Source organism: Escherichia sp. E.sYA108 (genome assembly GCF_011754335.1).
Lineage (GTDB): Bacteria > Pseudomonadota > Gammaproteobacteria > Enterobacterales > Enterobacteriaceae > Escherichia > Escherichia coli.
In genome coordinates this window covers 150,554-163,531 of record NZ_JAAQVZ010000001.1, presented here as the reverse complement: position 1 = coordinate 163,531, position 12,978 = coordinate 150,554, and the positions used below count along the sequence as shown (strand labels likewise).

Below are 12,978 nucleotides of genomic sequence, written 5' to 3'. Positions count from 1 at the left end.
GTTTTTGCATGATTCAGCAGGAAAAGAACCATGTTTACTAAACGTCACCGCATCACATTACTGTTCAATGCCAATAAAGCCTATGACCGGCAGGTAGTAGAAGGCGTAGGGGAATATTTACAGGCGTCACAATCGGAATGGGATATTTTCATTGAAGAAGATTTCCGCGCCCGCATTGATAAAATCAAGGACTGGTTAGGAGATGGCGTCATTGCCGACTTCGACGACAAACAAATCGAGCAAGCGCTGGCTGATGTCGACGTCCCCATTGTTGGGGTTGGTGGCTCGTATCACCTTGCCGAAAGTTACCCACCCGTTCATTACATTGCCACCGATAACTATGCGCTGGTTGAAAGCGCATTTTTGCATTTAAAAGAGAAAGGCGTTAACCGCTTTGCTTTTTATGGTCTTCCGGAATCAAGCGGTAAACGTTGGGCCACTGAACGCGAATATGCATTTCGTCAGCTTGTCGCCGAAGAAAAGTATCGCGGAGTGGTTTATCAGGGGTTAGAAACCGCGCCAGAGAACTGGCAACACGCGCAAAATCGGCTGGCAGACTGGCTACAAACGCTGCCACCGCAAACCGGGATTATTGCCGTTACTGACGCCCGGGCGCGGCATATTCTGCAAGTATGTGAACATCTACACATTCCCGTACCGGAAAAATTATGCGTGATTGGCATCGATAACGAAGAACTGACCCGCTATCTGTCGCGTGTCGCCCTTTCTTCGGTCGCTCAGGGCGCACGGCAAATGGGCTATCAGGCGGCAAAACTGTTGCATCGATTATTAGATAAAGAAGAAATGCCGCTACAGCGGATTTTGGTCCCACCAGTTCGCGTCATTGAACGGCGCTCAACAGATTACCGCTCGCTGACCGATCCCGCCGTTATTCAGGCCATGCATTACATTCGTAATCACGCCTGTAAAGGGATTAAAGTGGATCAGGTACTGGATGCGGTGGGCATATCACGCTCCAATCTTGAGAAGCGTTTTAAAGAAGAGGTGGGCGAAACCATTCACGCCATGATTCATGCCGAAAAGCTGGAGAAAGCGCGCAGCCTGCTGATTTCTACTACCTTGTCAATTAACGAGATATCGCAAATGTGCGGTTATCCATCGCTGCAATATTTCTACTCTGTTTTTAAAAAAGCATATGACACAACGCCAAAAGAGTATCGCGATGTAAATAGCGAGGTCATGTTGTAGCGATGATGAGAATTATCGGCGTCGCATCAGGTAACTCAGCACAACCACCTGATACGAGCAAAAGCCTTATCCGCCTGACAAGTCGGATAAGGCTCGAGGAAATGCAATTACATATGCGCCGCGATTAACCGTTGGTTATCCTGGTACATTGCGAACAGGTAGTTGTTATAACTCTTCCCTTTGGTCGAGTAGCCCTTCAGCTTGTGAATCATCGCTGTGGCAGTCACTTCCTGATCCGCTTTACGCAGTTGTGCACGCGATTTACGGAACGAAGAGTAAGCCGGGTGCGTATTGAGGTTAGTGACATAGGCGCTCACCGATTCTTTGACAGAACTAAACTGTGAGTACCCTTTCACTTTACCCGGCGCATTGGTACAACGTCCTTTCATGCATTTCATGCCGAACAGGTTGTTGTTGTTGCGCGCCAGCTTTGACGTTCCCCAACCGCTTTCTGCTGCAGCCATCGTCGCCACCATACTGGTAGGGATAATGTCTACGCGTTCAAGCAAGGTATTCCACGGGATTTTTCGCGTATTACCAGACCACTTCACCTTGTAGCGTTTGGCGATGTCTTTCAGACGCGCACGCTCAGCAGGTGACCATTGGCCCTGATACTGTTTTGAAATCAGCCAGTTACGTTCCGCAGTAATGGCCGCATTTTGGCTGGTAATGTAAGGCATTACAGTCCGGAGAAACGCCTTTTTCCTTGGTGTTCCGGAAGGGTATTTTCGCAAATCAGGAAGTGAACTACTCTTTGCACTATTGCGAGAATACTCTTGTTTACTGCTTACCTGTTTATTACTAGCTTTAGTTAAGTGGGACTTTTGACTCGCTGTTGTTGTGTGCGTCTTCGCTAACACCTCACTCGAAAACACCAGAGTGAGTAACATAAGAATCATCGCCCCATATCGTCGTATGGGAGTCAAAATCATCAGGTCTCCTGGTCGGATTTAATCATTCCAACACCTTATATTTTTTACAAATTTGAGAGTTGAATCTCAAATCATATCAAAAATAGCTGTCAAGAGCACCCCAAGGAATAGTCCAAATCTGAAACTATGTCACGAGTTAACGATTCAGATTGGCGCTAAATCGCAGAAAATGTGGGGTTTATCGCAAAATTCAGCCGTTTTTTGCGCGCGATCGCTCACCCTTGCTTCTCATCCTGTGGACTTACCGCTCAGGGATGAGTTTTGTCTGGCTTATCGCTGGCAAACTGTCTGAAATCGCAGCAATAAGGACTCATCCGCCATGAAACTCGCCGCCTGTTTTCTGACACTCCTTCCTGGCTTCGCCGTTGCCGCCAGCTGGACTTCTCCGGGGTTCCCTGCCTTTAGCGAACAGGGGACGGGAACATTTGTCAGCCACGCGCAGTTGCCCAAAGGTACGCGTCCACTAATGCTAAATTTTGACCAACAGTGCTGGCAGCCTGCGGATGCGATAAAACTCAATCAGATGCTTTCCCTGCAACCTTGTAGCAACACGCCACCTCAATGGCGATTGTTCAGGGACGGCGAATATACGCTGCAACTAGACACCCGCTCCGGTACGCCAACATTGATGATTTCCCTCCAGAACACCGTCGAACCGGTAGCAAGCCTGGTCCGTGAATGCCCGAAATGGGATGGATTACCGCTCACACTGGATGTCAGCGCCACTTTTGCGGAGGGAGCCGCTGTCCGGGATTATTACAGCCAGCAAATTGCGATAGTGAAGAACGGTCAAATAACGTTACAACCCGCTGCCACCAGCAACGGTTTACTCCTGCTGGAACGGGCAGAAACTGACACATCCGCCCCTTTCGACTGGCATAACGCCACGGTTTACTTTGTGCTGACAGATCGTTTCGAAAACGGCGATCCCAGTAATGACCAGAGTTACGGACGTCATAAAGACGGTATGGCGGAAATTGGCACTTTTCACGGCGGCGATTTACGCGGCCTGACCAACAAACTGGATTATCTCCAGCAGTTGGGCGTTAATGCTTTATGGATAAGCGCCCCATTTGAGCAAATTCACGGCTGGGTCGGCGGCGGTACAAAAGGTGATTTCCCGCATTATGCCTATCATGGTTATTACACACAGGACTGGACGAATCTTGATGCCAATATGGGCAGTGAAGCCGATCTACGGACGCTGGTTGATAGCGCGCATCAGCGCGGTATTCGTATTCTCTTTGATGTCGTGATGAACCACACCGGCTATGCCACGCTGGCGGATATGCAGGAGTATCAGTTTGGCGCGTTATATCTTTCTGGTGACGAGCTGAAAAAAACGCTGGGTGAACGCTGGAGCGACTGGAAACCTGCCGCCGGGCAAACCTGGCATAGCTTTAACGATTACATTAATTTCAGCGACAAAACAGGCTGGGATAAATGGTGGGGAAAAAACTGGATCAGAACGGATATCGGCGATTACGACAATCCTGGATTCGACGATCTCACTATGTCGCTGGCCTTTTTGCCGGATATCAAAACCGAATCAACTAGCGCTTCTGGTCTGCCAGTGTTCTATAAAAACAAAACGGATACCCACGCTAAAGACATCGACGGCTTTACCCCTCGCGATTACTTAACCCACTGGTTAAGTCAGTGGGTCCGCGACTATGGGATTGATGGTTTTCGGGTCGATACCGCCAAACATGTTGAGTTGCCCGCCTGGCAGCAACTGAAAACCGAAGCCAGCGCTGCACTTCGCGAATGGAAAAAAGCTAACCCCGACAAAGCATTAGATGACAAACCTTTCTGGATGACCGGTGAAGCCTGGGGCCACGGCGTGATGCAAAGTGATTACTATCGCCACGACTTCGATGCGATGATCAATTTCGATTATCAGGAGCAGGCGGCGAAAGCAGTCGATTGTCTGGCGCAGATGGATACGACCTGGCAGCAAATGGCGGAGAAATTGCAGGATTTCAACGTGTTGAGCTACCTCTCGTCGCATGATACCCGCCTGTTCCGTGAAGGGGGCGACAAAGCAGCAGAGTTATTATTATTAGCGCCAGGCGCGGTACAAATTTTTTATGGCGATGAATCCTCGCGTCCGTTCGGTCCTACCGGTTCTGATCCGCTGCAAGGTACGCGTTCGGATATGAACTGGCAGGATGTTAGCGGTAAATCTGCCGCCAGCGTCGCGCACTGGCAAAAAATCAGCCAGTTCCGCGCCCGCCATCCCGCAATTGGCGCGGGCAAACAAACGACACTTTCGCTGAAGCAGGGCTACGGCTTTGTTCGTGAGCATGGCGACGATAAAGTGCTGGTCATCTGGGCGGGGCAACAGTGACTTTTCCGGCTTCCCGTTCGTCAGTACCTCGGGAAGCCGCCAACCAGGATAAAATGTCAGCCCTAATCAGCATTGCAGGATAAAGCACCGCTCACTCTTCAACAGACCGATTTGCACCCCAGCAAATGTAGCGTTATTGTTACCTTCCTTGCTACAGAGTTCGACAGATATCCCGCTATGACATTCTCCCTTTTTGGTGACAAATTTACCCGCCACTCCGGCATTACGCTGCTGATGGAAGATCTGAACGACGGTTTACGCACGCCTGGCGCGATTATGCTCGGCGGCGGTAATCCGGCGCAGATCCCGGAAATGCAGGACTACTTCCAGACGCTACTGACCGACATGCTGGAAAGTGGCAAAGCGACTGATGCACTGTGCAATTATGACGGTCCACAGGGGAAAACGGAGCTACTCACACTGCTTGCCGGAATGCTGCGCGAGAAGTTGGGCTGGGATATCGAACCACAGAATATTGCACTAACAAACGGCAGCCAGAGCGCGTTTTTCTACTTATTTAATCTGTTTGCCGGACGCCGTGCCGATGGTCGGGTCAAAAAAGTGCTGTTCCCGCTGGCACCGGAATACATTGGCTACGCTGACGCCGGACTGGAAGAAGATCTGTTTGTCTCTGCGCGTCCGAATATTGAACTGCTGCCGGAAGGCCAGTTTAAATACCACGTCGATTTTGAGCATCTACATATTGGCGAAGAAACCGGGATGATTTGCGTCTCCCGGCCGACGAATCCAACAGGCAATGTGATTACTGACGAAGAGTTGCTGAAGCTTGACGCGCTGGCGAATCAACACGGTATTCCGCTGGTGATTGATAACGCTTATGGCGTCCCGTTCCCGGGTATCATCTTCAGCGAAGCGCGCCCGCTATGGAATCCGAATATCGTGCTGTGCATGAGTCTTTCCAAGCTGGGGCTACCTGGCTCCCGCTGCGGCATTATCATCGCCAATGAAAAAATCATCACCGCCATCACCAATATGAACGGCATTATCAGCCTGGCACCTGGCGGTATTGGTCCGGCGATGATGTGTGAAATGATTAAGCGTAACGATCTGCTGCGCCTGTCTGAAACAGTCATCAAACCGTTTTACTACCAGCGTGTTCAGGAAACTATCGCCATCATTCGCCGCTATTTACCGGAAGATCGCTGCCTGATTCATAAACCGGAAGGAGCCATTTTCCTCTGGCTATGGTTTAAGGATTTGCCCATTACGACCGAGCAGCTCTACCAGCGCCTGAAAGCACGCGGCGTGCTGATGGTGCCGGGGCACAACTTCTTCCCGGGACTGGATAAACCGTGGCCGCATACGCATCAATGTATGCGCATGAACTACGTACCAGAGCCGGAGAAAATTGAGGCGGGTGTGAAGATTCTGGCGGAAGAGATAGAAAGAGCCTGGGCTGAAAGTCACTAAAAATTGCCTGATGCGCTACGCTTATCAGGCCTACATGATTTCTGCAATATATTGAATTTGGTAGAATTTGTAGGCCGGATAAGGCGTTTTAGCCGCATCCGGCATAAACAAAGCGCACTATCCCTGCGTTGAGAAACGCCGGAAAAACGTTTCAAACAGGCTGCTGCCGTAGCCGATGTCGCTGCACTTTCTCGACATCCATGCACTGCAACGCCTTTGTCGGGCAGGCTTCAACACAGGCCGGCCCCGTCGCCCGATGCCAGCACAGATCGCACTTAATCGCCCTCGCCTTTTTGCGCGAAGAAACGACCTCCATCGCACCAAACGGGCAAGCCAGCATACAGCTTTTACAGCCAATGCAACGTGATTGTTCAACGAAAATATGCCCATGTTCGCGGCTTATCGCGTCAACAGGGCAGACATTCGCGCACGGTGCATCTTCACACTGATGACAGGCTACTGCCGTGGTCCAGCTGTGGTCTTTAATAACACGAATACGGGAAATAAACTCGTCTGGTGACAACGCAGCGCAATCCTGATTCTCCTGATGCGACACTGCGCAAGCCACTTCACAGGTACGGCAACCGATACATTTCGTCGCATCCGCAATAATAAACCGGTTCATGATCACTCCTTTGCACTAAAACAGCAGAGTGCCAGAGAGCGCGTCCCTACTGCTTTGATCCAACGAAGGAAATGTTAAAGTTTTGGCACTTGTCCAAAGGGTTATGTAATCGCGCCCTGGTCGTCCCTGACAGTAAATCCCAGTTCATTAGAAATAGCCTGCGCGGTTTCACGCAGTGGTTTCAGGAGATTTTTCTCTCCCACCTGTTTCAGACGTGATGTCGAAAGCGAAATCGACACGGCGTACGGCACCCGCCCATGAATATCAAACACCGGAACAGCAATACAGGAGACGCCGAGTTCGTTTTCTTCTCTGTCCATCGCCGCTCCACTTTCACGAATGTGCGCCAGTTCGTCGAACATCGCGGGCAGCTCGGTAATGGTATTGCGGGTTAACGGCTGGATCTCATGCTGATGGCTTTCCCAGTATGACTTCACGTAGTCCGGGTGACCAAACGCCATGTAGATCTTGCCCATTGCGGAACAGTAGAGCGGCATATGCTGGCCTATATAGGCACGGGTTCGCAGCATCCCGGTTGTGGGTTCCAACTTATAAATCAAAATAGCGTGATCGTCTTCGCGGCTGGAGAAGTTAATAGTTTCACCAGTGGCGATGTTCAGAGCCTCAAGATGCGGAGCGGCGATATGAATGATATTCAGCGAAGATAGCGCCTTCTGCCCGACGGCAATAAATTTGGTGGTCAGGCGATAACTCCCTGCGGCGGGCGCGGTGGTCACATAGCCGCAGGACTGTAATCCCTGCAATAAGCGATGGACGGTACTCTTATTTAAACCAGCCAGCTCCGAAAGATGCGCCAACGGACAACCGTTTGGATAGTTGCTCAAAATCTCAATCAGCATCAACCCACGAAACAGACTCTGGCTTCCGGCTGGGCGCTCTTTTTCCTGCGCCATCTCGTTCTCTTTTTTTCCCATCACTTCTTTCCCCATTTTGTCGCGTCCTGATGGTAGCGCAAAGTGTGCCGTAGTTCACGATCTCGACAGATAATTTATAACCACTTGATTTTTAAGTTTTTTGAAATTCATCAATCAGATTGCTTTGTTAAAAAGTGATCGATATATTTGAAATCAAGTTTCGTATATTGAAATTTTAAGCCAAAAAAGCGATCAAAAAAACAAGGAAGCCTGGGATGAAAGTGACATTTGAGCAGTTAAAAGCAGCCTTTAATCGGGTCTTAATTTCACGCGGCGTTGACAACGAAACGGCTGACGCCTGTGCAGAGATGTTCGCCCGCACCACCGAATCCGGCGTTTATTCTCACGGCGTTAATCGTTTCCCTCGTTTCATTCAACAACTGGAAAACGGCGATATCATTCCTGATGCCCAACCCAAACGTATAACCAGCCTCGGCGCAATTGAACAGTGGGACGCCCAGCGTTCGATCGGTAACCTGACAGCGAAAAAGATGATGGATCGCGCCATTGAACTGGCTGCCGATCACGGTATTGGTCTGGTGGCACTACGTAATGCCAACCACTGGATGCGCGGCGGCAGCTACGGCTGGCAGGCGGCGGAAAAAGGCTATATTGGCATTTGCTGGACCAACTCCATCGCCGTAATGCCACCGTGGGGCGCAAAAGAGTGTCGCATCGGCACCAACCCGCTGATCGTCGCCATTCCTTCCACGCCGATCACCATGGTCGATATGTCGATGTCGATGTTCTCTTACGGCATGTTAGAAGTTAATCGCCTGGCAGGTCGTCAGCTCCCGGTAGATGGTGGCTTTGATGATGAGGGCAATTTGACCAAAGAACCTGGCGTTATTGAGAAAAATCGCCGCATTTTGCCGATGGGCTACTGGAAAGGTTCGGGCATGTCGATTGTGCTGGATATGATCGCTACCCTCCTTTCTGACGGCGCATCGGTTGCCGAAGTCACCGAGGACAACAGCGACGAATACGGCATTTCACAAATTTTTATTGCCATTGAAGTGGACAAGCTTATCGACGGTCCCACCCGCGATGCCAAACTGCAACGCATTATGGATTACGTTACCAGTGCCGAGCGTGCTGACGAAAACCAGGCTATTCGTTTACCCGGCCACGAATTTACTACCCTGCTGGCAGAAAACCGCCGTAACGGTATTACCGTTGATGACAGCGTGTGGGCAAAAATCCAGGCGTTATAAGGAGATAAGCCATGATTTTTGGACATATCGCGCAGCCTAATCCGTGCCGTTTGCCCGCCGCCATTGAAAAGGCGCTCGATTTTCTGCGCACCACCGACTTCAACGCCCTGGAACCGGGCGTTGTCGAAATCGACGGCAAGAATATTTATGCGCAAATTATCGATTTAACCACACGCGAGGCGGTAGAAAACCGTCCGGAAGTGCATCGTCGGTATATCGATATTCAGTTTCTGGCGTGGGGTGAAGAGAAAATCGGCATTGCCATTGATACGGGAAACAATAAAGTCAGCGAATCACTATTAGAGCAGCGCGATATTATTTTTTATCACGATAGTGAACATGAATCATTTATAGAAATGATACCGGGTAGTTACGCTATTTTCTTCCCGCAGGATGTACATCGCCCGGCATGTAATAAAAATGCCACTACGGCAATACGCAAGATCGTGGTTAAAGTGGCCCTCGCTGCTTTATAAAAAATGATTACTGGAGCACATAATGAAAACGAATAATGCCGGTTATATTATCGGCGCGTATCCCTGTGCACCTTCTTTTCACCAAAGAAGTGAAGAGGAAGAGAAGGATTTCTGGCGACAATTATCTGAGACTCCAGACATTTTGGGGCTGGAACAACCTTGCCTGGAAAATTTTCACCCGCTGGGCGATCAATGGTTACTCCGTCATACGCCAGAGAGCTGGAAATTTGTCGTCACCGCAGTGATGGAAACCATGCGTCGCCGCAGCGAAAACAGCGGGTTTGGTCTCGCCTCCAGTGATGAAGAACAGCGCCAGGCCTGCGTGGCGTACTATCGCCACCTGTTCAATAAAATCAACTCATTGCAGGCTAATAAAGTGCTCGCACTGGAGCTCCAGGCTGCACCGTTAGCAACGAATCCTAATGTTATGCAAGCGACGGACGCTTTTGCCCGCTCATTGAAAGAAATCGCCAGTTGGGACTGGCCGTGCAAGCTGGTGCTGGAACACTGCGACGCCATGACATCTTCTTCCCCCCGAAAAGGCTTTTTGCCTTTAGAAAATGTGCTGGAAGTTATTACCGATTATGACATCAGCATCTGTATCAACTGGGCGCGCTCTGCCATTGAAGGGCGCAATACAACGCTGCCGCTGACCCACACCCAAATGGCGAAACAAGCCGGAAAACTCGGCGCGTTAATGTTCTCTGGTACGACGCTAAACGGGGCATACGGCGAATGGCAGGATTTACACGCACCGTTTGCACCATTCTGCGCAGAAAGCCTGATGACCACAGATCATGTTCGCGAGTTATTTAATGTAGCAGAATCGTCAACATTGCATTTTGCTGGGATCAAGCTACTGGAAATAAATGCGACGGCTGATGTGCACCATCGCATCGAAATATTACGCAACGGCATTCACTCTCTGAATGAATCTCGTTAAACAGAACCATTTATATATCACTTTGAATATCTAATTAGCCGTTTTCTGATAATTATTACGAATATTAACAACATTAGCGCATAAAAAATATTGCATAACCAGAAGGACTCGTTATGAAACGGATACTCGAAGGCATTCTTGCGATCATCATCGCAATACTGTCTTGTATTATTTTTATTAATATCATTCTTCGATATGGATTCCACACAAGTATATTATCGATTGATGAATTATCCCGACTTTTATTTGTCTGGTTAACCTTTATTGGCGCAATCGTTGCTTATATGGACAACAGCCATGTGCAGGTTACTTTTTTAGTCGAAAAACTCTCACCGGCTAATCAACAACGTGTTTCGCTGCTAACCCATACGCTCATTTTATTGCTGTGTCTGGGGCTGGCCTGGGGCGCTATAGAAAAAACAGCGCAAGACTGGAGCAACTTATCGCCCATTCTTGGCGTCCCCATTGGCTTAATGTACGCCGCCGCTATCCCCACCAGTCTGATTATCGCATTGCTGGAATTGCGTCACTTATACCGGCAGTTCACAAATACCCCCAGCCGAAACCAACAAGGAGCCTGACGATGACAATCCTTATATTTATTGTCAGTTTGTTAGGGGCTATCGCAATTGGCGTTCCCATCGCCTGGGCATTATTACTGTGCGGCATTTCATTGATGTTCTGGATGGATATCTTTGATGTGCAAATTCTGGCACAAACGTTGGTAAATGGCGCAGACAGCTTCTCCCTGTTAGCCATCCCCTTCTTTGTACTGGCGGGTGAGATCATGAACGCGGGCGGCCTGTCGCAACGTATCGTCGACTTGCCAATGAAACTGGTAGGCCACAGGCCAGGCGGTCTGGGTTACGTGGGCGTGCTGGCAGCGATGATCATGGCAAGCCTGTCCGGTTCTGCGGTTGCTGATACCGCAGCTGTCGCGGCGCTGCTGGTGCCGATGATGCGCCAGGCCAACTATCCGGTAAACCGCGCCGCCGGGCTTATCGGTTCCGGGGGGATTATTGCGGCCATTATCCCGCCTTCCATACCACTCATTATCTTCGGCGTCTCCAGCGGACTCTCCATCAGCAAACTGTTTATGGCGGGCATTGCGCCAGGCATCATGATGGGCGTCACGCTGATGGTTACCTGGTGGTGGCAGGCAAAACGACTGAATTTACCTTGTCAGCCGAAAGCCTCACTGCGAGAAGTCTGGCAATCCTTAGTTTCCGGTATTTGGGCGCTCTTTTTACCGATAATTATTATTGGCGGTTTCCGTTCGGGGTTATTTACACCGACCGAAGCAGGCGCGGTTGCCGCCTTCTACGCTCTGTTCGTCTCGGTGGTGGTCTATCGCGAGATGACCTTCTCCACGCTTTATCATGTGCTGATTAACGCGGCAAAAACCACATCCGTGGTGATGTTCCTGGTGGCCTCTGCTGCGGTATCTGCATGGCTTATTACGATCGCCGAATTACCCATGATGGTATCGGAGCTATTACAACCGTTGGTTGATTCGCCTCGCTTATTATTCATCGTCATTATGCTCGCTATTATGGTGATCAGTACGGTCATGGACTTAACGCCTACCGTATTAATTCTTACACCAGTATTAATGCCATTAGTGAAAGAAGCGGGAATAGATCCGGTCTATTTCGGCATCATGTTTATTATCAACTGTTCAATATCACTGATTACGCCTCCAGTCGGTAATGTTCTTAACGTGGTATGCGGCGTGGCGAAACTTAAATTTGACGATGCGGTAAAAGGCGTTGCGCCTTACGTCATGGTTTTATTCATGTTGTTAGCATTATTTATTTTTATACCGGAGCTCATTACCGCTCCTCTTAAATGGATGAGTTAAAAGGAAATCATAATGAAATTACGTTCTGTAACCTACGCTTTATTAATTGCCGGAGTGGCGACGTTCAGCACATCTTCTCTGGCGGCACAATCATTACGTTTCGGTTATGAAACCTCACAAACCGATTCACAACATATTGCGGCGAAAAAATTTAATGAATTACTGCAGGAAAAAACCAAAGGCGAACTGAAATTAAAACTGTTCCCGGATAGCACCCTTGGTAATGCGCAGGCGATGATCAGCGGCGTGCGTGGCGGCACTATTGATATGGAGATGTCTGGCTCTAACAACTTTACGGGACTCTCGCCCGTCATCAACCTGCTCGATGTCCCGTTCCTGTTCCGCGATACCGCTCACGCGCATAAAACGCTCGACGGCAAAGTCGGTGATGACCTGAAAGTCTCCCTTGAAGGTAAGGGGCTGAAAGTACTGGCCTACTGGGAAAACGGCTGGCGCGATGTCACCAACTCGCGTGCACCGGTCAAAACGCCTGCCGACCTGAAAGGGTTGAAAATCCGCACCAACAACAGCCCGATGAATATCGCTGCATTTAAAGTTTTTGGCGCTAACCCGATCCCGATGCCGTTTGCCGAAGTCTATACCGGGCTGGAAACCCGCACTATCGACGCTCAGGAACACCCGATCAACGTCGTCTGGTCAGCAAAATTTTATGAAGTGCAGAAGTACCTTTCTCTGACCCATCACGCCTATTCGCCGCTTCTGGTGGTGATCAACAAAGCGAAGTTTGATGGCTTAACCCCGGAGTTCCAGCAAGCACTGATCTCATCTGCGCAGGAAGCGGGTAGCTATCAGCGCAAACTGGTCGCCGAAGATCAGCAAAAAATCATCGACGGTATGAAAGAAGCGGGCGTGGAAGTCATCACCGATCTCGACCGCAAAGCCTTTAGCGATGCGCTGGGTACCCAGGTCCGTGACATGTTTGTTAAAGATGTTCCGCAGGGTGCTGATCTGCTGAAAGCCGTGGATGAGGTGCAATAAACC

Annotated in this window: 12 protein-coding genes; 9 read left to right on the top strand and 3 right to left on the bottom strand. The window is 49.8% G+C overall.

Annotated features, from left to right (window positions below; all coding sequences use genetic code 11):
* Positions 1-30: 30 nt before the first annotated feature.
* The gene (gene xylR, locus HBM92_RS00760; RefSeq protein WP_000494484.1) at positions 31-1,209 is read left to right on the top strand and encodes a D-xylose utilization transcriptional activator XylR; all 1,179 of its coding nucleotides are present in this window, start codon (positions 31-33) and stop codon (positions 1,207-1,209) included.
* A gap of 107 nt (positions 1,210-1,316) precedes the next feature.
* Here the strand turns inward: xylR and HBM92_RS00755 are convergent, their stop codons facing one another.
* Positions 1,317-2,141 carry a protein bax gene (locus HBM92_RS00755; protein ID WP_001297957.1) on the bottom strand — a complete coding sequence of 275 codons (825 nt, stop codon included), beginning with the start codon at positions 2,139-2,141 and terminating at the stop codon, positions 1,317-1,319.
* Between the two features lie 319 nt (positions 2,142-2,460).
* Between HBM92_RS00755 and malS the strand changes: the two genes are divergently transcribed.
* Both malS and avtA read left to right on the top strand, forming a co-directional pair.
* Positions 2,461-4,491 (top strand): alpha-amylase, encoded by a 2,031-nt coding sequence (gene malS, locus HBM92_RS00750; protein WP_000761213.1) that lies wholly within the window; start codon positions 2,461-2,463, stop codon positions 4,489-4,491.
* A 177-nt stretch (positions 4,492-4,668) separates the two neighbouring features.
* Positions 4,669-5,922, top strand: coding sequence for a valine--pyruvate transaminase (gene avtA / locus HBM92_RS00745; RefSeq protein WP_000144359.1), 1,254 nt, complete (start codon positions 4,669-4,671; stop codon positions 5,920-5,922).
* 151 nt (positions 5,923-6,073) lie between these two features.
* Here the strand turns inward: avtA and HBM92_RS00740 are convergent, their stop codons facing one another.
* On the bottom strand, positions 6,074-6,547 hold the full coding sequence (locus tag HBM92_RS00740) for a 4Fe-4S binding protein (RefSeq protein ID WP_001296520.1): 474 nt from the start codon (positions 6,545-6,547) through the stop codon (positions 6,074-6,076).
* Between the two features lie 101 nt (positions 6,548-6,648).
* Positions 6,649-7,497 (bottom strand): IclR family transcriptional regulator YiaJ, encoded by an 849-nt coding sequence (yiaJ, locus tag HBM92_RS00735; RefSeq protein WP_000514241.1) that lies wholly within the window; start codon positions 7,495-7,497, stop codon positions 6,649-6,651.
* A gap of 200 nt (positions 7,498-7,697) precedes the next feature.
* Between yiaJ and yiaK the strand changes: the two genes are divergently transcribed.
* The 6 genes from yiaK (at position 7,698) to yiaO (ending at position 12,975) form a co-directional block, all read left to right on the top strand.
* Positions 7,698-8,696 carry a 3-dehydro-L-gulonate 2-dehydrogenase gene (gene yiaK, locus HBM92_RS00730; RefSeq protein WP_000869018.1) on the top strand — a complete coding sequence of 333 codons (999 nt, stop codon included), beginning with the start codon at positions 7,698-7,700 and terminating at the stop codon, positions 8,694-8,696.
* Positions 8,697-8,707: 11 nt separating this feature from the next.
* Positions 8,708-9,172: a YhcH/YjgK/YiaL family protein gene (locus tag HBM92_RS00725; protein WP_000576092.1), complete on the top strand. Its 465-nt coding sequence runs from the start codon at positions 8,708-8,710 to the stop codon at positions 9,170-9,172.
* 22 nt (positions 9,173-9,194) lie between these two features.
* Positions 9,195-10,115, top strand: a complete 921-nt coding sequence (locus tag HBM92_RS00720; RefSeq protein ID WP_000856282.1) for a DUF4862 family protein — start codon at positions 9,195-9,197, stop codon at positions 10,113-10,115.
* A 113-nt stretch (positions 10,116-10,228) separates the two neighbouring features.
* Positions 10,229-10,696: a 2,3-diketo-L-gulonate TRAP transporter small permease YiaM gene (gene yiaM / locus HBM92_RS25050; protein ID WP_000821445.1), complete on the top strand. Its 468-nt coding sequence runs from the start codon at positions 10,229-10,231 to the stop codon at positions 10,694-10,696.
* 2 nt (positions 10,697-10,698) lie between these two features.
* Positions 10,699-11,976 carry a 2,3-diketo-L-gulonate TRAP transporter large permease YiaN gene (yiaN, locus tag HBM92_RS00715; RefSeq protein ID WP_000153839.1) on the top strand — a complete coding sequence of 426 codons (1,278 nt, stop codon included), beginning with the start codon at positions 10,699-10,701 and terminating at the stop codon, positions 11,974-11,976.
* A 12-nt stretch (positions 11,977-11,988) separates the two neighbouring features.
* Positions 11,989-12,975, top strand: coding sequence for a 2,3-diketo-L-gulonate TRAP transporter substrate-binding protein YiaO (gene yiaO / locus HBM92_RS00710; protein ID WP_000776928.1), 987 nt, complete (start codon positions 11,989-11,991; stop codon positions 12,973-12,975).
* The last annotated feature ends 3 nt before the right edge of the window (positions 12,976-12,978 follow it).